21 protein-coding genes are annotated in these 26,931 nt (G+C 71.1%); 8 read left to right on the forward strand and 13 right to left on the reverse strand.

The window, feature by feature from the left end; translation table 11 throughout:
• Nucleotides 1-386 precede the first annotated feature (386 nt).
• The 3 genes from ACWD1U_RS12905 to ACWD1U_RS12915 all read left to right on the forward strand — a co-directional run bounded on the left by ACWD1U_RS12905 (nt 387) and on the right by ACWD1U_RS12915 (nt 3,055).
• The gene (locus tag ACWD1U_RS12905; RefSeq protein WP_451106965.1) at nt 387-1,019 is read left to right on the forward strand and encodes a DUF6230 family protein; all 633 of its coding nucleotides are present in this window, start codon (nt 387-389) and stop codon (nt 1,017-1,019) included.
• 118 nt (nt 1,020-1,137) lie between these two features.
• Complete coding sequence (locus tag ACWD1U_RS12910; protein WP_451106967.1) at nt 1,138-1,701, forward strand: DUF6114 domain-containing protein; 564 nt, start codon at nt 1,138-1,140, stop codon at nt 1,699-1,701.
• Nucleotides 1,691-3,055 (forward strand): hypothetical protein, encoded by a 1,365-nt coding sequence (locus ACWD1U_RS12915; RefSeq protein ID WP_451106969.1) that lies wholly within the window; start codon nt 1,691-1,693, stop codon nt 3,053-3,055. The genes ACWD1U_RS12910 and ACWD1U_RS12915 overlap by 11 nt, the downstream gene beginning before the upstream one ends.
• Nucleotides 3,056-3,160: 105 nt before the next feature.
• Here ACWD1U_RS12915 and pyk read toward each other — a convergent pair whose 3' ends face one another.
• The 3 genes from pyk to pta all read right to left on the reverse strand — a co-directional run bounded on the left by pyk (nt 3,161) and on the right by pta (nt 7,976).
• On the reverse strand, nt 3,161-4,588 hold the full coding sequence (gene pyk / locus ACWD1U_RS12920) for a pyruvate kinase (protein ID WP_451106971.1): 1,428 nt from the start codon (nt 4,586-4,588) through the stop codon (nt 3,161-3,163).
• 74 nt (nt 4,589-4,662) lie between these two features.
• Nucleotides 4,663-5,877 carry an acetate kinase gene (locus ACWD1U_RS12925; RefSeq protein WP_451106973.1) on the reverse strand — a complete coding sequence of 405 codons (1,215 nt, stop codon included), beginning with the start codon at nt 5,875-5,877 and terminating at the stop codon, nt 4,663-4,665.
• Complete coding sequence (gene pta, locus ACWD1U_RS12930; RefSeq protein ID WP_451106975.1) at nt 5,874-7,976, reverse strand: phosphate acetyltransferase; 2,103 nt, start codon at nt 7,974-7,976, stop codon at nt 5,874-5,876. The genes ACWD1U_RS12925 and pta overlap by 4 nt, the downstream gene beginning before the upstream one ends.
• A gap of 220 nt (nt 7,977-8,196) precedes the next feature.
• Here pta and ACWD1U_RS12935 point away from each other — a divergent pair, with 220 nt between their 5' ends.
• Nucleotides 8,197-9,222, forward strand: a complete 1,026-nt coding sequence (locus ACWD1U_RS12935) for an ATP-dependent 6-phosphofructokinase (protein WP_451106977.1) — start codon at nt 8,197-8,199, stop codon at nt 9,220-9,222.
• A gap of 16 nt (nt 9,223-9,238) precedes the next feature.
• Here the strand turns inward: ACWD1U_RS12935 and ACWD1U_RS12940 are convergent, their stop codons facing one another.
• On the reverse strand, nt 9,239-9,982 hold the full coding sequence (locus ACWD1U_RS12940; protein ID WP_451106979.1) for a helix-turn-helix domain-containing protein: 744 nt from the start codon (nt 9,980-9,982) through the stop codon (nt 9,239-9,241).
• Between the two features lie 177 nt (nt 9,983-10,159).
• Here ACWD1U_RS12940 and ACWD1U_RS12945 point away from each other — a divergent pair, with 177 nt between their 5' ends.
• On the forward strand, nt 10,160-10,609 hold the full coding sequence (locus ACWD1U_RS12945) for a PPOX class F420-dependent oxidoreductase (RefSeq protein WP_403582268.1): 450 nt from the start codon (nt 10,160-10,162) through the stop codon (nt 10,607-10,609).
• A 319-nt stretch (nt 10,610-10,928) separates the two neighbouring features.
• Here the strand turns inward: ACWD1U_RS12945 and ACWD1U_RS12950 are convergent, their stop codons facing one another.
• Nucleotides 10,929-11,618: a response regulator gene (locus tag ACWD1U_RS12950; protein WP_451106981.1), complete on the reverse strand. Its 690-nt coding sequence runs from the start codon at nt 11,616-11,618 to the stop codon at nt 10,929-10,931.
• Nucleotides 11,615-13,285, reverse strand: coding sequence for a sensor histidine kinase (locus ACWD1U_RS12955; protein WP_451106982.1), 1,671 nt, complete (start codon nt 13,283-13,285; stop codon nt 11,615-11,617). The genes ACWD1U_RS12950 and ACWD1U_RS12955 overlap by 4 nt, the downstream gene beginning before the upstream one ends.
• 177 nt (nt 13,286-13,462) lie before the next feature.
• Here ACWD1U_RS12955 and ACWD1U_RS12960 point away from each other — a divergent pair, with 177 nt between their 5' ends.
• Nucleotides 13,463-14,854: a cation:dicarboxylate symporter family transporter gene (locus ACWD1U_RS12960; RefSeq protein ID WP_451106983.1), complete on the forward strand. Its 1,392-nt coding sequence runs from the start codon at nt 13,463-13,465 to the stop codon at nt 14,852-14,854.
• A gap of 81 nt (nt 14,855-14,935) precedes the next feature.
• Here the strand turns inward: ACWD1U_RS12960 and ACWD1U_RS12965 are convergent, their stop codons facing one another.
• Nucleotides 14,936-15,553 (reverse strand): TetR/AcrR family transcriptional regulator, encoded by a 618-nt coding sequence (locus tag ACWD1U_RS12965; protein WP_451106985.1) that lies wholly within the window; start codon nt 15,551-15,553, stop codon nt 14,936-14,938.
• Between the two features lie 133 nt (nt 15,554-15,686).
• Here ACWD1U_RS12965 and ACWD1U_RS12970 point away from each other — a divergent pair, with 133 nt between their 5' ends.
• Nucleotides 15,687-17,360, forward strand: coding sequence for a DHA2 family efflux MFS transporter permease subunit (locus tag ACWD1U_RS12970; RefSeq protein ID WP_451106986.1), 1,674 nt, complete (start codon nt 15,687-15,689; stop codon nt 17,358-17,360).
• Here the strand turns inward: ACWD1U_RS12970 and ACWD1U_RS12975 are convergent.
• The gene (locus tag ACWD1U_RS12975; RefSeq protein ID WP_451107021.1) at nt 17,357-17,674 is read right to left on the reverse strand and encodes an aldo/keto reductase; all 318 of its coding nucleotides are present in this window, start codon (nt 17,672-17,674) and stop codon (nt 17,357-17,359) included. The two genes, ACWD1U_RS12970 and ACWD1U_RS12975, sit on opposite strands and share 4 nt — an antisense overlap.
• A gap of 212 nt (nt 17,675-17,886) precedes the next feature.
• Here ACWD1U_RS12975 and ACWD1U_RS12980 point away from each other — a divergent pair, with 212 nt between their 5' ends.
• A complete protein-coding gene (locus ACWD1U_RS12980) occupies nt 17,887-20,166 on the forward strand; it encodes a HelD family protein (protein ID WP_451107023.1) in 2,280 nt (759 codons plus the stop codon).
• Here ACWD1U_RS12980 and ACWD1U_RS12985 read toward each other — a convergent pair.
• The 5 genes from ACWD1U_RS12985 to treS form a co-directional block, all read right to left on the reverse strand.
• Complete coding sequence (locus ACWD1U_RS12985; protein ID WP_451106988.1) at nt 20,061-20,417, reverse strand: hypothetical protein; 357 nt, start codon at nt 20,415-20,417, stop codon at nt 20,061-20,063. The two genes, ACWD1U_RS12980 and ACWD1U_RS12985, sit on opposite strands and share 106 nt — an antisense overlap.
• Nucleotides 20,414-20,878 carry a hypothetical protein gene (locus ACWD1U_RS12990; RefSeq protein WP_451106989.1) on the reverse strand — a complete coding sequence of 155 codons (465 nt, stop codon included), beginning with the start codon at nt 20,876-20,878 and terminating at the stop codon, nt 20,414-20,416. Before ACWD1U_RS12990 ends, ACWD1U_RS12985 begins: the two co-directional genes overlap by 4 nt.
• Nucleotides 20,879-21,018: 140 nt before the next feature.
• Nucleotides 21,019-23,808, reverse strand: coding sequence for a 1,4-alpha-glucan branching enzyme (gene glgB, locus ACWD1U_RS12995; RefSeq protein ID WP_451106990.1), 2,790 nt, complete (start codon nt 23,806-23,808; stop codon nt 21,019-21,021).
• A gap of 33 nt (nt 23,809-23,841) precedes the next feature.
• Nucleotides 23,842-25,362 (reverse strand): maltokinase N-terminal cap-like domain-containing protein, encoded by a 1,521-nt coding sequence (locus tag ACWD1U_RS13000; RefSeq protein WP_451106992.1) that lies wholly within the window; start codon nt 25,360-25,362, stop codon nt 23,842-23,844.
• A 195-nt stretch (nt 25,363-25,557) separates the two neighbouring features.
• A partial coding sequence (treS, locus tag ACWD1U_RS13005) for a maltose alpha-D-glucosyltransferase (RefSeq protein WP_451106994.1) occupies nt 25,558-26,931 on the reverse strand: 1,374 nt, incomplete at its 5' end.

Below are 26,931 nucleotides of genomic sequence, written 5' to 3' on the forward strand. Positions count from 1 at the left end.
TAGCGAGTAACGAACCCCCTTGTGCGGGCGGCGAGAATGCACCACGATCGGCCACGCTCGGTCCATTCCCGTACCCCGGCAGCCGGTTGGGTCGCGGGACGTCCTGGGTCCCCACCGAGCAGAGTCGGCGGCAGTGGCGCCGGCTCTTGGGCAGGGGGGTCTTCGCTCACCCGGCGAAGCCTGTCCAGCAGGGTTGTGCGTGATGCGTGTCAGGCGCGACCAGTGGTTGTCGCTCGGGGGTGATCGCCGGTGATTCGGGCGCAGTCGCGCCACCGAGTGCAGGCGCTCTCCTTCCCGAGGACGTAGCACTTCTCCCATCCCTGCCCGGCTGAGCCGCGACTCGCGGCGAGCCAGGGCAGGAGATGTACGTCCGAGAAGGAGGAAATATGGAGTCCCAGGTGCGTGGCGGGACCAGATGGAAGCGGTTCGCTGTGGTCATGGTGCCCAGCGTCGCCGCCACGGCTGCGATAGGTGTCGCCCTCGCGCAGGGCGCTCTCGCCGCGTCGTTCAGTGTCTCCGGCCAGTCGTTCAAGGTCACGACCAAGCAGCTCGTCGGTGAGGGCTTCTCGCAGTACGGCGCACTCGACGAGGGGTACACGCCCGACGGCAAGAAGACCGTGCACCCGGTCGCGGTCTCGTCGTTCAAGTCGGCGACGATCAAGGACCTGTGCCAGTCGGTCGTCACCCCGAACATCCCGGTGCTCGGGAACGTCAGCCTGATCCTGCGTGCGGGACAGGGGGCGAAGCCGGTCGAGGCGCAGAACCTCTACATCGATGTCGCCGACCTCAGCGCCGACGCGACGTTCGAGAACATCGACATCGGTGTGGCCGCCAAGGACGCCAGCAAGGGTCCGGCCATGAGGAAGGGTGAGACGGCGAACCCGTACGGCTTCGCCCAGCAGGCGGACCGGGCGATCCTGTCCGACGTGAAGCAGACGGCGTGGGCGACCACCGCCGGAACCTTCAAGCTCAGCGGCCTGAAGATGTCGCTGTCGACGGGTGTCAAGGAGTGCTACTAAGCACTCCTTGACGGGCGGGGGAGCCGGTGGCGCCCCCGCCCGTCCACCTTCCGGCCGGGCCTTCACGGACGGCCCACATCACCACCACAGCAACGCCGTACCAGGGAGCTGTTTTTCCATGAGCGCCGAGACTCCTGCCGCTGACGGCCAGTTCACTCTCCGGAGGCAGCAGTTCCGCGCCTGGCGGGGTACGCGGCCGTTCTGGGCCGGGCTGTTCGTCCTGCTCAGCGGACTGCCCATCGCCTACTTCCCGTACGCGAACCTCCGGATCGGCCATCTGACGCTGGCGATGGCGACCACCGCGGGTGCCGGGTCCCTGATCATCGGCGTGCTGCTCGTCGTCCTGGGCGTCAGTCTCTGGTTCCAGAAGCACGTCCGTGTCTTCGCGGGAGTCGCGGCGATCCTGCTGGCGCTGGTGTCCATCCCCGTGTCCAACCTCGGCGGCTTCCTCATCGGCTTCCTCCTCGCCCTCTTGGGCGGGGCGATGGCAGTGGCCTGGGCGCCGGGCCCGCGGCCCGCGGGGCAGCCGGCCGGCCACGCCGCCGCGGGCGACGGCGGGGCTCCCGGGGCCACGGACCACGACACCACGGTGCTCAAGCCCGTGGGCGGGGTGGGCGAGCCGAACGATCTGTCAGGAACGAACCCGGCCAACGGGGCGAACGGGAGGCACAGTGCCGGCTGACGAGGTGGCCCACGGGGCTGATGTGGAGGCGTCCCGTGGGAGGACCGGGCCGCGCCACGCGGCACCCAAGAAGCCGCTGTTGACCAGGTTCAACAGGCCGACCGGCAAGGCGATAGCCATGGCTGCGATGCCGACGGCGGTGCTCATGGGTATGGGCTTCACGTCGACACTCGCCATCGCCGACAGCAACAACCCGGCGACGCCGACGTCGAAGAGCCTGACGGCCGATGAGTACAAGGACTGCGTGGCGGCCCTGGAGGACTCCGAGAAGGACCCCAAGGGCGACGACTCCGCCTCGCCCACGCCGTCCCCCTCGGCCAGTGACGGCGCGACGGACGACAAGGGCGACACGGCTCCCATGCCGTCTCCCTCGGCCACTCAGGGCGGTTCGGACGAGGACGGTTCCTCGTCGTCGGATGCAGGTTCCGACGACGCGGCCGAGCCGGAGCCGGCCCCGTCCACGAGCAAGCCGGCCACGGGCGGCGACGACGCGGCATCCACGCCGTCCCCCTCGCCGTCCAAGAGCGGCGGCAACGTGCTGGAGGACATCGGCGAGGCCATCGGCGGCATCTTCGACGGCGGTGACAAGGCCGGGGCGAGCCCGAGCCCCACCCCGTCCGCGTCGGCGACCGAGAGCGCCGAGAAGCCGGCCGAGGGCGCTTCCGGGGCCGTGAAGGACACGGCCGAGAAGGTCACCGGCACGGCCGAGGACACCGCCGAGGACACCGCCGGCAAGGCATCCGAGTCGGCCGGGGACACCGGCAGGACCGCCGAGGACGCCGGCAAGGCGGTCGAGAAGGCGGCCCAGGAGGCGGCCCGGAAGGCGGCGGAGGCAACCGCCTCGCCCAGCCCGTCCCCGAGCGCCACCACGGACCCCGAGGACTGCCCGGCCGCCACCGACGCCGAGGGCGGCGTCGACAACCCGGTGCCGCTGCCCGACGACCCGTGGTACCTCAACGCCAGCTCGCTGACGCTGAAGGGCGCCGACTACAAGGGCATCGTCGAGGTGCGCACCGCCAACGGCACCGTCAAGAAGGTCCTGAAGTACGTCATCTCCGGCGGCACCGACATCGGTGACCTTCACCAGACGGTCAAGGACAAGCAGTCCGGCAAGACCTACCACGTGCAGGCGGCCAAGGGCTCGATGTCCACGATCACCGACGGCGACACGGTGATGTACACGGAGAGCATTTCCGGCAACCTGCTCGGCCTGATCCCGATCACGTTCGATCCGGAGCACCCGCCGCCGCTGAACATCCCGCTGATCTACTTCACCAACGTGAAGGTCACTCAGGCAGGCCAGTTCGGCGGGACCCTGCACGTGCCCGGGCTGCACAACTACATCACCGACTGAGCGCCCCTCACAGCCTGTTCGGGAGCCGCACACACCGAGGGCGCCCCCTGGAATCCCAGGGGGCGCCCTCGGCGTCGTACAGCGGCCCTCAGGGCCCTTTCCGGGTCAGCTCGTCGCCCCGCCCAGGTGGTGGACGCGGACCATGTTGGTGGTGCCGGGGACACCGGGGGGCGAACCGGCGGTGATGACCACGATGTCGCCCGCGTTGAAGCGGTTGAGCTTGACCAGCTCCTGCTCGACCAGCTCGACCATCTCGTCGGTGCTGTTCACGAACGGCACCACGTAGGGCTCCACGCCCCAGCTGAGCGCCATCTGGTTGCGGGTGCCCTCGTCGGTGGTGAAGGCGATGATCGGCTGCTGCGCGCGGTAGCGCGAGAGGCGGCGGGCGGTGTCACCGGACTGGGTGAAGGCCACCAGGCCCCGGCCGCCGAGGAAGTCGGCGATCTCGCAGGCCGCACGGGCCACCGAACCGCCCTGCGTACGCGGCTTCTTGCCGGGGACGAGCGGCTGGAGCCCCTTGGACATCAGCTCCTGCTCGGCCGCGGTGACGATCTTCGACATCGTCTTGACGGTCTCGATCGGGTACGCGCCCACGCTGGACTCCGCCGACAGCATGACCGCGTCCGCGCCGTCCAGGATCGCGTTGGCCACGTCGGAGGCCTCGGCGCGGGTCGGACGGGAGTTGGTGATCATCGACTCCATCATCTGGGTCGCCACGATCACCGGCTTGGCGTTGCGCCGGCACAGCTCGATCAGGCGCTTCTGCACCATGGGGACCTTCTCGAGCGGGTACTCGACGGCGAGGTCACCGCGGGCGACCATCACACCGTCGAACGCCATCACGACGTCCTCCATGTTCTGCACCGCCTGCGGCTTCTCCACCTTGGCGATGACCGGGACGCGGCGGCCCTCCTCGTCCATGACGCGGTGCACGTCCTGGACGTCCTTGGCGTCCCGGACGAACGACAGCGCGACCAGGTCGCAGCCCATGCGGAGCGCGAAGCGGAGGTCCTCGACGTCCTTCTCGGACAGGGCCGGCACGTTGACGGCCGCGCCCGGCAGGTTGATGCCCTTGTGGTCGGAGATGACGCCGCCCTCGATGACGATCGTCCTGACCCGGTGCCCCTCGACCTCGGTGACCTTCAGCTCGACGTTGCCGTCGTTGATGAGGACCTGGTCGCCCTTGGTCACGTCGCCTGGCAGGCCCTTGTAGGTCGTCCCGCAGATCGTCTTGTCGCCGGGGACGTCCTCGGTGGTGATGGTGAACTCGTCACCGCGCACCAGCTCCACGGGACCCTCGGCGAAGGTCTCCAGGCGGATCTTCGGGCCTTGCAGGTCGGCGAGGACACCGATGGCCCGGCCGGTCTCCTTGGCGGCGGCCCGGACGCGGTCGTACCGGCCCTGGTGCTCGGCGTGCGTGCCGTGGCTGAAGTTGAAGCGGGCCACGTTCATGCCGGCTTCGATCAACGAGACGAGCTGCTCGTGGGAGTCGACCGCGGGGCCGAGAGTACAGACGATTTTCGAACGGCGCATGGGGCGATCCTATCGGTTTGTTTCACAACGGAATATTCCGTCAGGCGGAAAAATACAAAAGGGCGGGACGCCGCTCAGGTGTGATTCTCCGAACCAATTACCAGCGCGTAGGTCTGTGTCGCGATCTCCAATTCCTCGTCAGTGGGCACCACCGCCACCGCGACCCGGGCGCCCTCGGGCGAGATCAGCCGCGCCCCGTCGCCGCGCACCGCGTTGCGCTCCCCGTCCACGGCCAGGCCCAGCTCCTCCAGGCCCGCCAGGGCGGCCTCCCGCACGGGCGCCGCGTTCTCGCCGACGCCGGCGGTGAAGGCCACCGCGTCCACCCGCCCGAGAACGGCGTAATAGGCGCCGATGTACTTCCTCAGGCGGTGAATGTAGATGTCGAACGCCAGCCCCGCCTGCTCGTCGCCCGCGTCGACGCGGCGGCGGATCTCCCTCATGTCGTTGTCACCGCACAGACCGATCAGACCGCTCTTCTTGTTGAGGAGAGTGTCGATCTCGTCGGCGGACATTCCACCAACACGCATCAAATGGAAGATGACGGCCGGGTCCATGTCTCCCGAGCGCGTACCCATCACGAGCCCCTCCAAAGGCGTCAGTCCCATGGAGGTGTCCACACACTTCCCGCCCCTGACGGCCGAGGCTGACGCGCCGTTGCCCAGGTGCAGCACGATCACGTTCACCTCGGAGGGGTCCTTGCCCAGCAGCTCCGCCGTGGCGCGGGAGACGTAGGCGTGCGAGGTGCCGTGGAAGCCGTAGCGGCGGATGCGGTGCTCGTCGGCCGTCTTCACGTCGATCGCGTAACGGGCCGCCGACTCCGGCATGGTCGTGTGGAAGGCGGTGTCGAAGACGGCGACCTGCGGAAGGTCCGGCCGCAGCGCCCGGGCCGTGCGGATGCCGGTGAGGTTGGCCGGGTTGTGCAGCGGGGCCACCGGGATGAGCCGCTCGATCTCGGCGAGCACGGCCTCGTCGATCACGGTCGGCTCGGTGAAGGACTTGCCCCCGTGCACCACGCGGTGCCCGATCGCGGCCAGTTCGGGTGAGTCCAGGCCGAGGCCGTCCTTGCCGAGCTCCTCGGCGACGGCCTTCAGCGCGGCGTCGTGGTCGGCGATCGCACAGCCGCGCTCGCGGCTCTCCCCGCCGGCCGGGGTGTGCTTCAGCCGGGAGGTCTGCTCGCCGATGCGCTCGACCAGGCCCACCGCGAGCCGACTGCTGTCGCGCATGTCGAGCAACTGGTACTTCACCGACGAGGAGCCGGAGTTGAGGACGAGGACACGGGTGGGGCTCACTGGGCGATCGCCTTCTCGCTCGGGGACGGGGCGGGGGACTGGGCCTGGATCGCCGTGATGGCGACGGTGTTGACGATGTCCTGGACGAGGGCGCCCCGGGACAGGTCGTTGACCGGCTTGCGCAGACCCTGCAGCACCGGTCCGACGGCGATCGCGCCGGCTGAACGCTGCACGGCCTTGTAGGTGTTGTTGCCGGTGTTCAGGTCGGGGAAGATCAGCACGCTGGCCTGCCCGGCGACCTCCGAGCCGGGCAGCTTGGTCGCCGCGACCGACGGCTCCACGGCGGCGTCGTACTGGATCGGGCCCTCGATCTTCAGGTCGGGCCGGCGCGAGCGGACGAGCTCGGTGGCCTCGCGCACCTTGTCGACGTCGGCGCCGGAGCCGGAGGTGCCGGTGGAGTACGACAGCATGGCGATGCGCGGCTCCACGCCGAACTGCTCGGCCGTGGCCGCGGACTGGATGGCGATGTCGGCGAGCTGCTCGGCGTTCGGGTCCGGGTTGACCGCACAGTCGCCGTAGACGAGGACCTTGTCGGCCAGGCACATGAAGAACACCGACGAGACGATGTCGGCGTCCGGCTTCGTCTTGATGACCTCGAAGGCCGGGCGGATGGTCGCGGCCGTGGAGTGCACCGAGCCGGACACCATGCCGTCGGCGAGGCCCTCCTGGACCATCAGCGTGCCGAAGTAGTTCACGTCCGAGACGACGTCGTACGCCAGCTCCACGGTGACGCCCCGGTGTGCGCGCAGGGCCGCGTACTTCTCGGCGAAGGAGTCGCGCAGGTCGGAGGTCGCCGGGTCGATCAGCTGGGACTCGCCGAGGTCCACGCCGAGGTCGGCGGCCTTCTTGCGGATCTGGTCGACCGGGCCGAGCAGGGTCAGCTCGCACACGCCCCGGCGCAGCAGCACCTCGGCGGCGTGCAGCACGCGCTCCTCGGTGCCCTCGGGCAGCACGACGCGACGCAGGTCGGAGCGGGCCTGCTCCAGCAGCTTGTGTTCGAACATCATCGGCGTCACACGGTCGCTGCTCGGCGCGGAGACCCGGCGGGCCAGGTCACCGGTGTCGGCGTAGCGCTCGAACAGGCCGAGTGCCCGCTCCGCCTTGCGCGGGGTGGCCGCGTTGAGCTTGCCCTCCAGGGAGAACAGCTGCTCCGCGGTGGGGAAGCTGGTGCCGGCCACCGACAGCACCGGGGTGCCGGGCGCGAGGCGGTCGGCGAGGGTGAGGATGTCGTCACCCGGCACCTCGTCCAGGGTGAGCAGCACGCCCGCTATCGGCGGGGTGCCGGCGCTGTGCGCGGCGAGCGCGCCGACGACCAGGTCCGCGCGGTCGCCCGGGGTGACGACGAGGCACCCCGGGGTCAGGGCGCCGAGGAAGTTCGGCAGCATCGCGCCGCCGAAGACGAAGCCCAGCACGTCCCGGGCGAGGCCCGAGTCGTCGCCGAGCACCACCCGGGCGCCGAGGGCGTGGCTGATCTGCGAGACGGTCGGGGCGGACAGCGCCGGCTCGTCGGGCAGGACGTAACAGGGCACGGGGAGCCGGGAGTCGAGCTGACCGGCGATCTCGTCGCGGTCCTGGCGGGCGACCCGGTTGGCGACCATGGCCAGGACGTCGCAGCCCAGGGTGTCGTAGGCGCGGTAGGCGTTGCGCGTCTCGGCGAGCACCGACTCCACGGTCTGCTTGCGGCCGCCCACGACCGGGATCACCGACGCGCCGAACTCGTTGGCCAGCCGGGCGTTGAGCGACAGTTCGTCCGGCAGTTGGGTGCCGGCGTAGTCCGTGCCGAGGACCAGGACGACGTCGTAGTCCCGGGCGACCAGGTGGAAGCGGTCGACGAGCGTGGACACCAGCTCGTCCGTGCCGGCCTCGGCCTGGAGGGCGGACGCCTCGTGGTAGTCCATGCCGTAGACGGTCGCCGGGTCCTGGGTGAGCCGGTAACGGGCGCGCAGCAGCTCGAAGAGGCGGTCGGGCCCGTCGTGGACCAGGGGGCGGAAGACGCCGACTCGGTCGACCTGCCGGGTGAGGAGCTCCATGACCCCCAGTTCGACGACCTGGCGGCCGTCGCCGCGGTCGATGCCGGTCACATACACGCTGCGGGTCACGCGCGCTCTCCGTTTCGTCTCGAATGGGCGTACACATCAAGCCAGCGGCTATCCAGCCAGGGGCACAAAAATCGCCCACCGAGGTGAGCAGAACCCTCTTGACAATACCTCTCACGCTATATAAGGCGCCCGTCAGCGTCGGGTGCCGCATCGGGGTGCGGGGCGTGAAACAATCGGCAGTGGCTCACCGGTATCCACAGCGAGCAGGAGATACAGCACGATGCGCATCGGAGTTCTCACCGCAGGCGGCGACTGCCCCGGCCTGAACGCCGTGATCCGGTCGGTCGTGCACCGGGCGGTCGACAACTACGGCGACGAGGTCATCGGCTTCGAGGACGGTTACTCGGGCCTGCTGGACGGCCGCTACCGCAACCTCGACCTGAACGCGGTCAGCGGCATCCTCGCCCGCGGCGGCACCATCCTCGGGTCGTCCCGGCTGGAGCGCGACCGACTCCGCGAGGCGTGCGAGAACGCCTCCGACATGATCCACGAGTTCGGCATCGACGCGCTGATCCCGATCGGCGGCGAGGGCACGCTGACGGCGGCCCGCATGCTGAGCGACGCGGGTCTGCCCGTCGTGGGCGTCCCGAAGACGATCGACAACGACATCTCCTCCACCGACCGCACCTTCGGCTTCGACACCGCCGTGGGCGTCGCCACCGAGGCGATGGACCGCCTGAAGACCACCGCCGAATCCCACCAGCGGGTGATGGTCGTGGAGGTCATGGGCCGGCACGCGGGCTGGATCGCGCTGGAGTCCGGCATGGCCGCGGGCGCGCACGGCATCTGTCTGCCGGAGCGGCCGTTCGACCCGGCCGATCTCGTGAAGATGGTCGAGGAACGCTTCGCCCGCGGGAAGAAGTTCGCGGTGGTCTGCGTCGCCGAGGGCGCCCACCCCGCCGACGGCACCATGGACTACGGCAAGGGCGCGATCGACAAGTTCGGCCACGAGCGGTTCCAGGGCATCGGCACGGCGCTGGCCCACGAACTGGAGCGGCGGCTCGGCAAGGAGGCCAAGCCGGTCATTCTCGGCCACGTCCAGCGCGGCGGCTCACCGACCGCGTACGACCGGGTGCTGGCCACGCGGTTCGGCTGGCACGCCGTGGAGGCCGCGCACCAGGGCCGGTTCGGCAGGATGACCGCGCTGCGCGGGACGGACATCGTGATGGTGCCGCTCGCGGACGCCGTGACCGAGCTGAAGACGGTGCCGAAGGACCGGATGGACGAGGCCGAGTCGGTCTTCTAGTCCGGCCTCGGGTCGGTCAGTTCGGCCTCGGGTCGGTGTCGGCCTGGAGCTTCGTCCAGAAATGCTCCACGATCCGGTCGAGGAACTCCTGGCCGGCGTCGCCCGCGTGGCCGCTGCCGCCGCCCCAGCTCAGGGTGGCTGCCATGTGCCCCTGGTAGTCCTCGTGCAGGCCCTGCAGGGCTGACTCCAGGAACCGCCGGTCCAGGGGCACGAGTTTGGCCACCGGGCGGACGTGGGCCTGCCAGCGGGTGGTGGCCGCGTTGCGCAGCAGCTCGCCCAGCCTGGCGTCCCGTCCGGTGACGGTGACGAAGTCGGGCAGACCGAGGCCGAGCAGGTCGGCGAGGGCCGCCGACTGGCGCTCGGTGCCGCGCCAGCTGTCGGTCTCCTCCATGCGCAGATACGCGTGCACGTCGTGCCCCACGGCCCGGGCCACGTCCTCGGGGGCGAGGCCGCGGGCGACGCGGTGCTCGCGCAGGGTGCGCGGTCTGCCGATGAGTTCGGCGGGCGAGCACCACAGCACGCCTGCGAGGGCGGTGAGTTCGGAGCCGGTCGGGGCCGCGATCCCGCGTTCCCAGGCGATGACGTGGTCCGGGGAGACGTGGGGGTGCCCGTACGAGACCCGCATTCCGTGGGCGACGTGTTCGGGGGCCATGCCGAGGGCCGCGCGCAGGCGACGGGCGGCGGGGGCGTTGAAGGGCGGGGGCGTGGTCGTGGGTGTGGACTCGCTCGGGCGGGGTGAAGGTCGGCGCACGGGCCACAAGCTAGGGGCGCCAGGCAGTGGCGACTACGGTCTGTTCGGCCAGGATCACGGATTGTAGGAACCTACGGCTACCGGCTGGTTCCTGCCGGGCTGAAGATCGCCTGTCGGGTGGACGGGTGTGCGGGCGAGGATGGCGCCGGGCCCGGTGATCGTGGGCCCGGAAAGGCGGTGGGTCACATGAACGGCAAGCTCAACGGGCATATTCGCGAGCGGCTTCTCGCTCCGAACTTCTGGCACCTGGCGACGGTGGGTGCGGACGGGGCGCCTCAGGTGTCGCCCATGTGGGCGGACATCGAGGGCGAGTACGTCATGGTCAACACCTCGGTGGGGCGGGTGAAGGAGGAGAATCTGCGGCGCAATCCGTACGTCTCGCTGTCCCATCACGACCCCGGCAACCCGTACGACCGTGCGGAGATCCGCGGGAAGGTCGTGCGGTTCGTGGAGGGCGAGGCCGCGGAACGGGCGATGGACCGGCTGGCGCGCAAGTACCTCGGCGAGGACCGGTACCCGTGGCTGCTGCCGGGGGAGCGCCGGGTGATGCTGCTGATCGAGCCGACCCGGGTGCGGAGGCTGGAGGGGGTCGAGCCGTTCCGGGCGGGAGTGCTGCCGGAGGGGGCGGCCGGCTGAGACCAGGTCCGTGTGCGGCGCGCTGGGTGAGACGCATCAGCTCGCCCTGTCGGGGGAGTTCGTCGACGCAGCGCTCGGTGAGCAGTGCCTTGCCGGGCGCTCCGGTGTGCGCCGGGGGCGCGGCGATGGACCCGGCTGATGGTCCGGGTGACTGTGCCGGCGGGCGGCGCGCGGTGGCCGCCGCCCGGCGCCCGGTCTCGTGCGGTGGCCGCCGCCCGCGCCGGGGGTGGGTCGGGGCCGCGCCGGGCGGTGGGCGAAGGGGACTCGGTACGGGGCGGTCACTGCGTGTGCGGCGGCTGGACCGGCGGCTGATGAACCGTCACTGACCCGTGACCCATCGGTACTGCAGCTCCGGCCGCCCCACCGTGCCGTACTGCGGGCGGCGGGCCGCGCGGCCCGCGTCCACCAGGTGCTCCAGATAACGGCGTGCCGTGATGCGGGAGATGCCCACGGTCTCGGCGACACCGGCGGCCGTGAGGCCCTCCGCGCTGTCGCGCAGGGCGATGGTCACCCGCTCCAGCGTCGGCGAGCTCAGGCCCTTGGGCAGGGCGGCCGGTCCGGGTGCGCGCAGGGCCGCGAGCGCCCGGTCCACCTCGTCCTGGCCGCTCGCCTCACCGACCGCCGCGTGGAACTCGGCGTAGCGCACGAGCCGGTCGCGCAGGGTCGCGAAGGTGAACGGCTTCAGGACGTACTGCACGACCCCGAGCGAGACGCCCTCACGGACCACGGCCAGGTCGCGGGCCGACGTCACCGCTATCACGTCGGCGTGGTGACCGGCCGCCCGCAGGGAGCGCGCCAGTTGCAGGCCGTGCACGTCCGGCAGGTGCAGGTCGAGCAGGAGCAGGTCGACCGGGGTGCGCTCCAGGGCCCGGCGGGCCTCCGCGCCCGTGTGCGCCCTGCCCACGGCCACGAACCCGGGCACCCGGCCGACGTACAGCACGTGGGCGTCGGCGGCGACCGGGTCGTCCTCCACCACCAGGACGCGGATGGCCTTCTCGCTGCTCGTCATACGTCGCCTCCAGCGCCTCTGGCCACCGGGGCCCCGGACGTCACACCCTCGGCCGCCGCCTCCGGCTCCCACAGCGGCAGCCGTACCTCGAACTCCGCCCCGCCCCCGTCGGCCTCCGTCACCGTCAGGGAGCCCTCGTGCCGCTGGACCGCCTGCCGTACGAGCGCCAGTCCCAGGCCCCGGCCGCCCGGGCCCGCCGGTTTCGTCGAGAAGCCCCGCTGGAAGACCGCCTCCGCGTGCTCGGGGTCCACGCCCGGACCCGTGTCCGAGACTCGCAGCACCAGTTCCGGGAGGCCCCCGGTGTCCCGGGTGTACGCCGCCACCGTCACCCGGGCCCGCACGCTCCCCTGTGCCGCGTCCACGGCGTTGTCGATCAGATTGCCGAGGATGGTGACCAGGTCCCGCGCGGGCAGGGTCTCGGGGAGCAGGCCGTCGTCCAGGCTGCTGTCCTCGGACACCATCAGCTCCACGCCCCGTTCGTTCGCCTGGGCCGTCTTGCCCAGCAGCAGCGCCGCCAGCACCGGCTCGCTCACCGCCGCCACGACCTGGTCGGTCAGGGCCTGCGCCAGCTCCAGCTCGGCCGTCGCGAACTCCACCGCTTCCTCCGCCCGGCCCAGCTCGATCAGCGAGACGACCGTGTGCAGCCGGTTCGCCGCCTCGTGCGCCTGTGAGCGCAGGGCCTGTGTGAAACCCCGCTCAGAGTCCAACTCGCCCATCAGCGACTGGAGTTCGGTGACATCGCGCAGAGTGGCGACCGTACCGCGCCGTTCACCGCCCGACACCGGCGACGTGTTGATCACCAGGACCCTGGAGGCCGTCAGATGCACCTCGTCGACCCGCGGCTCCGACGCCAGCAGCGCGCCCGTCAGCGGGGCCGGCAGTCCGAGCTCGGCCACCGACCTGCCCACCACGTCACCGGTCACGCCGAGCAGCTCCCGCCCTCCGTCGTTGATCAGCGCCACACGGTACTGCCCGTCCAGCATCAGCAGCCCCTCACGTACGGCGTGCAGGGCGGCCTGATGGTAGTCGTGCATCCGGCTGAGTTCGGCCGCGTTCATCCCGTGGGTGTGGCGGCGCAGCCGGGCGTTGATGACGTACGTGCCGACCGCGCCCAGCGCCAGCGCGCCGGCCGCGACGCCGAGCAGGGCCGTCAGCTGGTCCTGGACGCGCTGGGTGATCTCCTCGACCCGGATACCCGCGCTGACCAGGCCGACCACCGTCCGGCCGTCCTGGATCGGGGTGACCGCGCGGACCGACGGGCCGAGCGTGCCGGTGTAGGTCTCGGTGAAGGTCCGGCCTCTCAGCGCCTGCGCGGTGTGGCCCTGGAAGGTCTGGCCGATCTGCTTCGGGTCGGGGTGCGTCCAGCGGATGCCCCGCGGATCCATGATCGTGATGAAGTCGACCTCGGTGTCCCGCATCACCTTCAGCGCGTACGGCTGCAGCTCGGCGGACGGGTCGGGGGTGCGGGTCGCCGCCAGCACGGACGGCGAGTCGGCGACGGAGCGCGCCACCGCCCTGGCCTGGCGCCTCGCGGCCTCCTCGGCCTGGCTGCGGTCGCTGATGTAGGTGAACAGCGCGTATCCGGCCACGACGACCGCTATCAGGACGGCCTGCATGGCGAAGAGCTGGCCCGCCAGACTGCGGGGGCCGGGGACGGTGAAGCGCATGTCGTCAGTCTGCCTCGTGGCTGATTGTGAACTATATGAACGGAAGGGTGACCGCGCTCACAGAGAAGGACATAGTCGCGGCATTCCCCATAACGCATCTCCGGGAGCCCCGCTCCCTTTCCCCCGGACGTGAGCCGCACGCCGGTGATGCCGACGACGTCGTCAAGGAGGGCCGCCGTGACCAGCGCAGCCGATACGGCACCTGCCGCACCCAAGGCAAAGCGGGACCGCACGCACTATCTCTACATCGCGGTGATCATCGCGGTCGCCGCCGGTATCGCGGTGGGTCTGGCCGCACCCGACTTCGCGGTCGGGCTGAAGCCCATCGGCACCGGCTTCGTGGCCCTGATCAAGATGATGATCTCGCCGATCATCTTCTGCACGATCGTGCTGGGCATCGGCTCGGTGCGGAAGGCCGCCAAGGTCGGAGCCGTCGGCGGTATCGCCATGGGCTACTTCATGGTGATGTCACTGGTCGCGCTGAGCATCGGCCTGGTCGTCGGCAACATCCTGGAGCCGGGCACCGGCCTCGCGGTGACCGACGCGATCAAGGACGCCGGTCACGCACAGGTCGACGCCGAGGCCAAGGACACCACGGAGTTCCTGCTCGGCATCATCCCGACCACGATCGTCTCCGCCTTCACCAACGAGTCGGTTCTGCAGACCCTGCTGATCGCCCTGCTCGCCGGCTTCGCGCTGCAGGGCATGGGCTCGGCCGGCCAGCCGATCCTGCGCGGTATCGAGCACATCCAGCGGCTCGTCTTCCGCATCCTCGCCATGGTGATGTGGGCCGCCCCGATCGGTGCCTTCGGCGCCATCGCCGCCGTCACCGGCTCCGCCGGCCTGGACGCGCTCAAGAGCCTCGCCGTGCTGATGCTCGGCTTCTACGTCACCTGCTTCCTGTTCGTCTTCATCGTGCTCGGCATCCTGCTGCGCGTGATCTCCGGCCTGAACATCCTCACGCTGTTCAAGTACCTGGGCCGGGAGTTCCTGCTGATCCTGTCCACCTCCTCCTCCGAGTCCGCGCTGCCGCGGCTCATCGCGAAGATGGAGCACCTGGGCGTCAGCAAGCCGGTGGTCGGCATCACCGTCCCGACCGGCTACTCCTTCAACCTCGACGGCACCATGATCTACATGACCATGGCCTCGCTGTTCATCGCCGACGCCATGGGCACGCCGATGTCCATCGGCGAGCAGATCCCGCTGCTGCTCTTCCTGCTGGTCGCCTCCAAGGGTGCCGCCGGTGTCACCGGTGCCGGTCTCGCGACGCTGGCCGGTGGTCTGCAGTCGCACAAGCCGGCCCTGGTGGACGGCATCGGCCTGATCGTCGGCATCGACCGCTTCATGAGCGAGGCCCGCGCCCTGACCAACTTCGCCGGGAACGCCGTGGCCACCGTGCTGATCGGCACCTGGACGAAGGAGATCGACAAGGAGCGCGTCAACCAGGTCCTCGCCGGTCAGCTGCCCTTCGACGAGAAGACGCTGCTGGACGACGGCCACGGCGGCCCGGCCGAGGACCACGTCGAGGTGGCCGAGCCGGGCGGTGAGAAGGAGCTGGCGAAGGCCTGACGGCCGCGCAGCGCCTCCCGAGACTCCGGGCGGCTGGGTGTCCCCCCGTCGCTCAGCCGCCCGGTCATCACACTCGGAAGATCAATCGTTCAGCTTCGCCACCAGCTCGGTGGCGCTCGAGGCGGGCACGCCCGCCGCGGTCAGGATGGTGACCGCGGCGCAGCGGCCCGCCTCTTGCGCTGCCACGAGCCCGTCGTTCACCGCCTCCATCAGCGCGACCAGCATCTGCTCCTGCACATAGGCCAGGGCGGGCGCGGGCAGCGGTGAGCTGAAGACGCCCTGGTCGAGGCCGCGCCGGAGCACGCCGGTGGCCGCCTTTCGGACCGGGGCGAGCCGTTCCCGGATGCCCTGCATGGTGACCGTGCGCTGGGCCAGCGCGATCAGCAGCCGGTAGCGGTCGGCGAGCTCCCACACCGCCAGCACCGAGCGTGCCACGGCCTCGGCCGGGTCCTCCACGCCCTCGCGCCCCGCCGCGTGCGCGGCTGACAGGGCCTCCACCGCGTTGTCGACGAGCGTGCTGATCAGCGCCTCGCGATTCGGGAAGTGCCCGTACACCGTCCGCCGTACGACGCCGGCGGCGCGGGCGATCTGGTCCATGGACGCGTCGGGGTCGCGCAGCAACTCGGCGAGGGCGACGTCGAGGATGCGGCGCCGGTTGGCGTCGGCGCGGCTGGAGTGACCGGTGGGCATGACAGCCATTCTGCACGCCCCGCCCCGGGCTCCGCCTCCGCTGTTTGCACACTGTTGTGCAGTAGGCGTACATTGCACATGACTGAGCAATTGCACAGTGATGTGCAATCCGTCGCGCGACCCGAGGAAGGCGACCCCTGCCATGCGACTCGTCATGACCGAACCGGCCGAGAGGACGGAGCGCCCCTACGCCCGCCGCTGGTGGGCGCTCCTCGTGCTCTGCCTGAGCCTGCTGATCATCGTGATGGCCAACACGGCCCTCACCGTCGCAGCGCCCGACATGACCGAGGATCTCGGGCTGTCCAGCGCCGACCTGCAGTGGGTGATCGACGGCTACACCGTCCCGTACGCCGCGCTGATGCTGCTGCTCGGCGCGATAGGCGACAAGTACAGCCGCCGGGGCGCGCTCGTCCTCGGGCTGCTCGTGTTCGCGGGCGGCTCCGTCTTCGGGTTCCTCGCCGACAGTGCCACGACGGTCATCGCGGCCCGGGCCGTGATGGGTGCCGGCGCCGCCATGATCATGCCCGCCACCCTGTCGCTGCTCGCCGCGACCTTCCCGCGTGCCGAACGCGCCAGGGCCATCACCCTGTGGACCGCCACGGCCGGGCTCGCCATCGCGGCCGGGCCGCTGGTCGCCGGGGCGCTGCTGGAGGACCACGGCTGGTCGTCGACGTTCCTCATCAACGTGCCGATCGCGGCGCTGGCCGTTGTCGGCGCCTTCGTCCTCGTGCCGCCGTCCAAGGCCGGAAACCACGGGCGCATCGACTACGGCGGCGGGCTGCTGTCGGTGGTCTGGATCGCCGCGCTGGTCTACATGATCATCGAGGGCCCGCACTTCGGCTGGGGCGTCAAGGCCGTCACGGCGGCGGTCGTCGCGGGAGCGGGCCTCGTGGCCTTCGTCCTCTGGGAGCTGCGCCACCCTCGCCCGGTCCTCGACGTCCGCCGCTTCACGAACCGCGGCTTCGCGGGCTCCAACCTCGCCGTCGCGCTGTTCTTCCTGGCGGTCTTCGGCGCCTTCTACTACCTGACGCAGCACCTGCAGTTCGTCCTCGGCTACGACGCCCTGGACACCGGCCTGCGCATGCTGCCGCTGGCCGGTGCGGTCTTCGTGGGCGCCGCCCTGACCGGCTACCTCACGCCCCGGGTCGGCATGAAGTGGACCGTCACGGGGGGCATGCTCGGCGGTACGGCGGCCCTGGCACTCCTCACGCAGGTCGACTCCGGCTCGTCGTACGGCGACTTCGTCGCGCCCCTGGTCGTCCTCGGACTCGCCATCGGGCTCGCGCTGTCGCCCTGCACCGACGCGATCATGGGGGCGTTCCCGGAGTCCGAGCTGGGCGTCGGCGGCGCGGTGAACGACACGTCGCTGGAACTCGGTGGGTCGCTCGGCATCGCCATCCTCGGCTCGCTGCTTGCGACGTCGTACTCCGGCCACCTCTCGGACGCGACGGCCGGCAGCAAGCTCCCCGCCTCCTCGCTGGAGGCGGCCCAGGACTCCGTCGGCGCCGGGTACGCCGTGGCGCAGGGCATCGGCGACAAGGCGCGGCAGCTGGCCGAGCAGGCGGCGCACACGAGCGACCCGCAGCAGGCCGAGCGGCTGCGCGCCCAGGCCGAGCAACTCGGCGGCGGGGCGAGGCGGATGGCCGACGCGGTGGGGTCTTCCTTCGCCGACGCGGTCGCGCACACCAGCCTGGTCGGGGCCGTGATCCTGGGCGTCGGGACGGTCGTCGTGGCGCTGCTGCTGCCCGGGAAGGGGAAGACCGCCGCGGACGAGCCCGCCGAGGACAGGGAGCTGGAGTCCGCCGGAACCCGCTAGACGTGGACCGGCTCGGTGGCCGCGTCCAGGCGGGCCCGCTCCTCCGGGGTGAGCGGCAGGTCCGCCCCGGCCGCCGAGTCCCTGACCGTCTCCGGACGGCTCGCCCCCGGGATCGGGAGGATCGGGAGGACCGTCGGGGACCGCGTCAGCAGCCAGGCGAGGCCGACCCGTTGGGGACTGACACCGCGGTCGCCGCCACCGCGTGGATATGAAGCCGAACCGGGTGGCCCGGGTGTTGTCCATGCCGTAGGGGCGGCGAAAGGAGAACGGCGAGACGTCGCCGACCTCGACGGGCCGGAACACGGCCCGCCCACCCCGGACGTGCGCCGCAACGGCCTCGCACAACTCCTCGGTGCTCGGGTCAAGGGGCGGCTGCTCCAGGAGCGCGCCGACGTGCTGCAGAGGACGCGCCCGGGGACAAGCAAATCCCCCGAGCAATTGCGCTCGGGGGATTTCCTTGCGTATATTTATCTGTTCGTGACTTCAAGTCGATTGAAGCCACAGTGAAGTTCAGTGAGCACAGTATATCCGGGCGGGAGCGGAATTGTCAAACACCGAATTTCCGGACGATGAATTGCGACAGGAACAGGAATTCATCGACGGGTTGTACGCGCGCGTGGACGCGCTGCGGGGCGACGCCGAGACCTCCGTCACGGACGCGCTCGCGCAGGGCAACACCCCCATGCAGGCCAGACTGGAGCGGGACATCCTCGTGGCCGAGCGCTCCGGGCTGCTCGCCGCGCTGAACGCGGTGGACGGCTCCCTGTGCTTCGGCCGGATCGACCTCACCTCGGGCATCACCCACCACATCGGCCGCATCGGCCTGCGCAGGGACGACGCGGAGCGCACCCCCGTCCTGATCGACTGGCGCGCCGACGTCGCCCGCCCCTTCTACCTGGCCACCGGCCACACCCCGATGGGGCTCAGGCGCCGGCGGCACATCGCGACCGACGGCCGCACGGTCACCCACCTGCACGACGAGATCCTCGACCTCGGCGACCGGACCCGCACCGGCCACGAGGACCCGACGGGCGACGCCGTCCTGCTCGCCGCGCTCAACTCCGCGCGCACCGGCCGCATGAGTGACATCGTGCAGACCATCCAGGCCGACCAGGACCGCATCATCCGCGCCCCGCACCGCGGCGTCATGGTGGTGGAGGGCGGCCCGGGCACCGGCAAGACGGCCGTCGCCCTGCACCGCGCCGCCTACCTGCTGTACGAGCACCGGGAACTGCTCGCCAAGCGCGCGGTGCTGATCGTCGGACCCAACCCGGCGTTCCTCGGCTACATCGGCGAGGTGCTGCCCTCCCTCGGCGAGACGGGTGTACTCCTCGCGACCGTCGGCGAACTGTTCCCCGGTGTGAAGGCCACCGCGACCGACACGCCCGAGGCGGCAGCGGTGAAGGGCCGCGCCGAGATGGCCGACGTCCTCGCCGACGTCGTCCGCAGCCGGCAGGCGCTGCCCGACCCGGTCATCGCCATCGAGCACGACCGCGAGGTCCTGATGCTCGACGACGGCCTGGTCAACGTCGCCCGCGAGCGCACCCGCGCCGCCAAGCTGCCGCACAACGCCGCCCGCGAGCACTTCGAGGGCCACATCCTCAACGCCCTCACCGACCTGTACGCCGAGCGGATCGGCACCGACCCCTTCGACGGGTCCAGCCTGCTCGACCCCAGCGACATCACCCAGATCCGCGACGACCTCGCCGACAACCCCGAAGTCTGGTCCGCCATCGACCAGTTGTGGCCGGTGCTCACCCCGCAACGGCTCGTCGCGGACTTCCTCGCCGCTCCCGAGGAGTACCTGCCCGCCGAGGACGCCGACGCCGTACGCCGCCCCGTGACCCGGCGCTGGACGGTCGCGGACGTGCCGCTGCTCGACGAGGCCGCCGAACTCCTCGGCGACGACGACCGGCTCGCCCGCGAGCGCGCACAGCGCGAGCGGGAGCAGCAGATCGCCTACGCGCAGGGCGTGCTGGAGGTGTCGTACGCGTCCCGGACCTACGAGTTCGAGGACAAGGAGGAGGACGACCCCGAGGGCTCCGAGGTGCTGTCCGCGCACGACATCATCGACGCCGAGCGGTTCGCCGAGCGCCACGAGGAGGACGACCACCGCAGCGCCGCCGAGCGTGCCGCGGCCGACCGCACCTGGGCGTTCGGGCACATCATCGTCGACGAGGCGCAGGAGCTGTCGCCGATGGCGTGGCGGCTGCTGATGCGGCGCAGCCCGACCCGCTCGATGACCCTGGTCGGCGACCCCGCGCAGACCGCGGAGGCGGCCGGTGTCGGATCATGGTCAGGCATCCTGTCCCCGTACGTCGAGGACCGCTGGGAGCACACCCGCCTGGGCGTCAACTACCGCACACCGGCCGAGATCATGGACGTCGCGGCGGCCGTGGTCCGCGCCGAGAACCCAAAGTTCCAGCCGCCCAGCTCGGTCCGCTCCACGGGCGTACGCCCCTGGGCCCGCGCCACCGACGACCTCCCCGGCGCCGTCGCCAAGGCGGTCGGGGAACTCACCCCGGCGGAGGGGCGGCTCGCGGTGATCGCGCCGCGCGACCTCCACCGCGGCATCGCGGCCCGGCTGGACGGCGTCACCGCGGGCGCCGAACCCGACCTCACGCAGACGGTCGTCCTCCTCGACCCGCGCCAGGCCAAGGGCCTGGAGTTCGACTCCGTCCTCGTGGTCGAACCCGGCCGCTACGGCACCAGCGACCTGTACGTGGCCCTGACCCGGGCCACCCAGCGGCTCGGGGTGCTGCACACCGGGGAGCTGCCGAAGGCCCTGGCGGAGGCCTTCGTGTAGGCAAGCGGAGCCGTACCCGGCCGCTGCGGGCCGGGTACGGGAACCGCCTGGCGCAGGAGCGACTTCGGATCCCGCAGGGCGTGCCACAGTCCGGCTGCCGGCGGTACGACCGTCATCGCGAAGAAGAGCCAGAACACGAACGACCAGAAGACCGAGGTCCTCACCCACGGCGGCAGCAGCGGATGCGCAGGCAGCCCGCGCAGGGCGACCTGGCCGACCACCGGCCCCGCGAAGACCGGAAGCAGCGTCACGACGTCACGGCCGTCTTCCGGGCGCGCAGCTCGGTCGCGTAGCCCGCGCCGATGGCGAGCAGCGCGGCGGACAGGGTGAGGGCCGCAGTCGCCCAGTTCATCCACACGTAGCTGGGGTCACTGGCGTAGACGGACCCGTCGCCGCGGACGCAGTCGAAGCGCAGCGGCAGGTACGAGGACCGGTGGTGGCTCAGGCCCTGGATCGTGGCCGGGTCGAAACCGTCGCGGCAGGCCGGAGCCGGGACCGAATTCGCCCCGTCGCCGAAGTCCGACTCCGACGTGAGCACGGCGAAGAAGCCCAGTGAGTACACGGCCGCGGCCGCCCACGCGGCCGTCGCCGCCGCCCGGCGCATCAGGTGCACCGCCCACGGCTCGGGCCGCCCGGGAAGCGCCATCGCGGCGGTCCCCGCGGCGGCGATGCACGACGCGATGGCGCAGGCCGCCGAGACACCGAGACCCATCAGCACAGGTCTCAGCCCCTTCCGAGCCGACAGGTGAGCGCGGTGGCACGCATGTGGCCACCTCACCAGGGCCGGACCGGACCGGCTGTGACGGAAGCCACTCCTCCCGTCACAGCAGTGTCACAGCAGGCGCGGGCCGCCTACGCCGGACGCAGCCACACCGTCGCCAAGGGGGGCAGGGTCAGCTGGATGCTCGCCGGGCGGCCGTGCCAGGGGGTGGGCTCTGGTTTGACCGGGTCGGGGTTCGTGACGTCGCTGCCGCCGTAACGGGCCGCGTCGGTGTTGACCGCCTCGTGCCAGGCGGGGACGTCCTCGGGGACGCCCAGACGGTAGTCCGGGCGGACGACCGGCGCGAAGTTGGACACCGCCAGCACCGGCGTGCCCTCCGGGTCCAGCCGCAGGAACGCGACGACGTTGTCGTCGGCGGCGTCGCCGACGATCCACTCGAAGCCCGCCGGGTCCGTGTCCAGGCGCCACAGCGCCGGGGTGGCGCGGTAGACGGCGTTGAGGTCCCGGACCAGATCGCGCACGCCCCGGTGGTCGGGCTCGGCCCCGTAACCCGGGTCGAGCAGCCACCAGTCGGGGCCGTGCGCCTCGGACCACTCCGCCCCCTGCGCGAACTCCTGGCCCATGAACAGCAGCTGCTTGCCCGGGTGGGCCCACATGAAGCCGAGGTACGCCCGGACCCCGGCGCGCTGCTGCCACCAGTCGCCCGGCATCTTCGACACCAGGGAACGCTTGCCGTGCACGACCTCGTCGTGCGAGATCGGCAGCACGTAGTTCTCGCTGTACGCGTACACCATCGAGAACGTCATCTCGTGGTGGTGGTACTTGCGGTGCACCGGCTCGTGGCTCATGTACTGCAGCGAGTCGTGCATCCAGCCCATGTTCCACTTCAGGCCGAACCCGAGCCCGCCGAAGCCGCTCGGGCCCTTGTGGTGGGTGGCCCGGGTGACGCCGTCCCAGGCGGTGGACTCCTCGGCGATGGTGACCACGCCGGGCACCCTGCGGTACACCGTCGCGTTCATCTCCTGCAGGAACGCCACCGCGTCCAGGTTCTCCCGGCCGCCGTGTTCGTTGGGCGTCCACTGACCCGGCTCACGCGAGTAGTCGAGGTACAGCATGGACGCGACCGCGTCCACCCGCAGCCCGTCGATGTGGAACTCCTCGCACCAGTACACGGCGTTCGCGACGAGGAAGTTGCGCACCTCGTTGCGCCCGAAGTCGAACTCCAGCGTGCCCCAGTCGGGGTGCGCGGCCCGCAGCGGATCCGCGTGCTCGTACAGCGGCCGGCCGTCGAACTCGGCCAGCGCCCAGGCATCACGCGGGAAGTGCGCCGGCACCCAGTCCATGAGGACGCCGATGCCGGCCTGGTGCAGCGCGTCGACCAGGTACCGGAAGTCGTCGGGGGTGCCAAGGCGTGCCGTCGGCGCGTAGAAGCCGGTGACCTGGTAGCCCCAGGAGCCGCCGAACGGATGCTCCGCGACCGGCATCAGCTCGACGTGTGTGAAGCCCAGGTTCTTCACGTACCCGGGAAGCTGCTCAGCGAGCTGACGGTACGTCAGTCCCGGTCGCCAGGAGGGCAGGTGCACCTCGTACACCGAGAACGGTGCCTCGTGGGCCGGGGCCTCGGCGCGTCGGGACAGCCACTCCGCGTCGCCCCACTCGTAGTGCGAGGACGTGATGACCGACGAGGTGGCGGGCGGCACCTCCGTGCGGCGGGCCATCGGGTCGGCGCGCATGGTCCTAGAGCCGTCGGGCCGGGTGATCTCGAACTTGTACAGCTCGCCCTCGCCGACGTCCGGCAGGAACAGCTCCCACACGCCGGACGAGCCCAGCGACCGCATGACGTGCCCGGTGCCGTCCCAGAAGTTGAACGTGCCGGCCACGCGTACGCCGCGCGCGTTCGGCGCCCAGACCGCGAAGCGGGTGCCCGTCACGCCCTGGTGGGTCGTCGGGTGCGCGCCGAGCGCCTTCCACAGTTCCTCGTGCCGGCCCTCGCCGATCAGGTGCAGGTCGAGATCGCCCAGCGTGGGCAGGAAGCGGTAGGCGTCCGCGGTGTCCAGGAGCGTCCCCTCGTACCGCACGAGCAGCCGGTACTCCGGGACCTCCCGCAGCGGCAGCAGCCCCGAGAAGAACCCCTCCCCGTCGTCGTGCAGCTCCGCCCGCAGCTCCCCGGCGACCACGGTCACCGACAGGGCGTACGGCCGGAACGCCCGGAACGCGACCCCGCCGGGCACGGGGTGCGCGCCGAGCACGGAGTGCGGGTCGTGGTGCGTGCCGTGGAGCAGCCGCTCCCGGTCCACCGCGTCGACGGCGGGCGAGACGGCCACCTCCATCTCCGGGGGGACGGTCTGGGCGGGGGCGGCCTTCTCGGCGATGGGTTTCCTGACGGTGGCCTTCCTGTCCGGTGCCTTCTTCGTGGCGGTCTTCTTCGTGGCGGTCTTCTTCGCGGGCGGCGCGGCGGCGGTGGCCTTGGTGGCCGGCGCCTTCGCCGTGGTGGCCTTCCCGGCGGCCGCCGTGGTGGCCGTCGCCTTCTCCGCCGCGGTCTTCTTCGCGGTCGTCCTCTTCGCCGTTGCCTTCTCGGCGGCTTCCTTCCGCGCGGCTGTCTTCGTCGCGGCCGCCTTCTTGGCGGTGGACTTCGCCGCGGTCGCCTTCTCGGCAGCCGCCTTCTTTGTGACGGCCTTCTTGGCGGCTGCCGTCTTCGCGGGGGCCGCCTTCTTGCCTGCGGCCTTCGCCGGTGACCGCGCGGGGGCCGTCTTCTGGGCGGCGGCCTTCTTCGCGGCCGCCGTCTTCTTCGCCGCTGCCTGCTTCGGCACCGCCGTCTTCTTCGCGGCGCTCTTCTGCTGCGCGGCCGTGGGCTGCTCGGGGATCTTCTCCCCGGCCGTCCCCTTGGGACGCGAACCGCTGGACTCAGGGCGGGGGGTCACGGGCGGAGCCTCCAGGGCGAGGGGATGGGTCGGTCAGGTCAGGTGGCCGGACGAGGCGAGCCGGTCTATGGCGGCCAGCGGCACCGGCAGCCAGTCGGGGCGGTGCCGGGCCTCGTACACCACCTCGTAGATCGCCTTGTCCGTCTCGTAGGCGCGCAGCAGCACCGGGTCGGTGCGTGGATCGCTGCCGGAGGCCTCCGCGTAGCCGGAGCAGTACGCGGAACGGCAGCTCTCGGCCCAGTCCGGCCGGGGCGGGTCGACCGAGCGTGCCGCGTAGTCGAAGGACCGCAGCATCCCGGCGACGTCCCGCACCGCCGGCTGCGGCATGCGCCGCTCGGCCAGCGGCCGGGCCGGCTCGCCCTCGAAGTCGATCAGCCACCACTCGCCGGACGGCGAGCGCAGGCACTGTCCCAGGTGCAGATCGCCGTGCACGCGCTGCGCGGTCCAGGAGCGGCCCTCGGAGGCCAGATCGGCCAGTGCCGTGAACGCGGACCGCAGCCCGTCGGCGTACGGCCGCAGCGCGGGCACCGCCTGGACGGCCGCGTCCAGCCGCTCGATCATGCCGTCCACCATGAACCGCAGCTGCATGTGACCGAGCGTGACCGTCGGCAGCGCGCGGGCCAGCGCTGTGTGCACCTCGGCGGTGGCCCGCCCCAGTGCCCGCGCCTCGGCGCCGAAGTCCTCGCCCTTGGCCAGCTCGCGCAGCGCCAGCTCCCAGCCGTCGGAGGCGCCCTGCACGAACGGCTGGAGCACCCCCAGCACGTACGGCTGGCCGGCGAGGTCCGCCGATCCCGCCGAGACGACCGGGTCCGCCGCGGGATCGACGTCCGCGACCATCCAGGCCGTCGGCGCGGGCACCCTGGGGCAGCCCTCACGGGCCAGGGCCAGCGGCAGCTCCAGATCGGGGTTGATTCCCGGCACGATCCGGCGCAACAGCTTCAGGATGAACGTATCTCCGTAGACGATCGACGAATTGGACTGCTCGGCGGTCACCACGCGGGGCACCAGCCCGGACCGGATGTCCTGGTGCGGGTCCCGCTCGAACCGGAGCCCGCCGATCCGGGCCTGGGTCCGCAGGGCCTCCAGGAGCAGTTCGGCGGGCCTGGTGTCGTGCAGGGCGTCGTAGACCGTGCGGCCGGCCAGCGGCCCCGTCGACACATGTCCGATGAGCGCGGGCGCCAGCCGAGGCGGCAGCGCCTCACGCACGCCTATCAGCAGCTGGTAGCAGTCGCCGGGATGACCGGGCACCCCGTGGGACGGCACGAGCGGCTGGTGGGCGCGGACGAGCAGGTGGTACAGACCCAGCGTGGCCGTGGGGGCACCTCCCCGCTCGTGGGGGTCCCCCCTGCTCGCGCGACGTCGAGAGCTCGGAGGAGAAGTCGAGAGCTTGGGAGAAGGGAGCAACTCGGTGGCCTCGACCAGGGTGAACCCGGTGACCGGTCGCCCCTTGCCCGCGAACCAGCGCTGCCGTGGCAGCCATTCCCGCAACAGCGGATCCAGGGATGCGAGAAGGCCGGGCGGGGTGGTGACGGTGCGTGTGACGGCTTCCGACATGGCGTCGCGTCCTTTCACCCATTCTTGGTGCGCCCCCGGCTGCCGGCGACCGGCCCCGGACGGCGCCCCTCCGGCTCACGCGGGTGGGCGGGGTGTTACTGATGCGTGCCCCGGGCGGGGCGGAGGAAACGCCCCGCCACGGGGGTTTGCGGCCTGCCGCGCGGATCAGGCCTCAGCAGGCCTGTTGTTCAGGTTTCACACGGCGTCCTTGCGGAGCCGGAACCAGTAGAAACCGTGGCCCCCGAGCGTCAGCAGGTACGGCAGCTCACCGATGGCCGGGAAGCGCACCCCGCCGAACAGCTCCACCGGATGCCGGCCCTCGAAGGCGCTCAGATCCAGCTCCGTGGGCTGCGCGAACCGCGAGAAGTTGTTCACGCACAGCACCAGGTCGTCCTCGTACTCCCGCAGGAACGCCAGCACCGCCGGATTCGTCGACGGCAGCTCGTTGTACGAGCCGAGGCCGAAGGCGGGGTTCTGCTTGCGGATCTCGATCATGCGGCGCGTCCAGTGCAGCAGCGACGACGGCGAGGCCATGGACGCCTCGACGTTTGTGACCTGGTAGCCGTAGACCGGGTCCATGATCGTGGGCAGGAACAGCCGCCCCGGATCGGACGAGGAGAACCCCGCGTTGCGGTCGGGCGTCCACTGCATGGGCGTGCGCACCGCGTCCCGGTCACCGAGCCAGATGTTGTCGCCCATGCCGATCTCGTCGCCGTAGTACAGGATCGGCGAGCCCGGCAGCGACAGGAGCAGGGCGGTGAACAGCTCGATCTGGTTGCGGTCGTTGTCCAGCAGCGGCGCGAGCCTGCGGCGGATACCGATGTTGGCGCGCATGCGGGGGTCCTTGGCGTACTCGGCCCACATGTAGTCGCGCTCTTCGTCGGTGACCATCTCGAGCGTGAGCTCGTCGTGGTTGCGCAGGAAGATGCCCCACTGGCAGCGCTCGGGGATGGCCGGGGTCTTGGCCAGGATCTCGGAGACCGGGTAGCGGGATTCCCGCCGCACGGCCATGAAGATCCGCGGCATCACCGGGAAGTGGAAGGCCATGTGGCACTCGTCGCCGCCGCTCGGATAGTCGCCGAAGTAGTCGACGACGTCCTCGGGCCACTGGTTGGCCTCGGCGAGGAGCACGGTGTCCGGGTACTGGGCGTCGATCTCCTTGCGCACCCGCTTCAGGAAGGCGTGCGTGGCGGGGAGGTTCTCGCAGTTGGTGCCCTCCTCCTGGTACAGGTACGGCACGGCGTCCAGCCGGAACCCGTCGATTCCCAGGTCCAGCCAGAACTTCAGCGCGGAGATCATCTCCTCCTGCACGGCCGGGTTCTCGTAGTTCAGGTCCGGCTGGTGGGAGAAGAAACGATGCCAGTAGTACTGCTTGCGGACCGGGTCGTAGGTCCAGTTGGACGCCTCGGTGTCGACGAAGATGATCCGCGCGTCCTGGAACTGCTTGTCGTCGTCGGCCCACACGTAGTAGTCACCGTACGGCCCGTCGGGGTCCTTGCGTGACTCCTGGAACCACGGGTGCTGGTCGCTGGTGTGGTTCATGACGAAGTCGATGATCACGCGCATGCC

Source organism: Streptomyces sp. NPDC002788, from assembly GCF_053592115.1.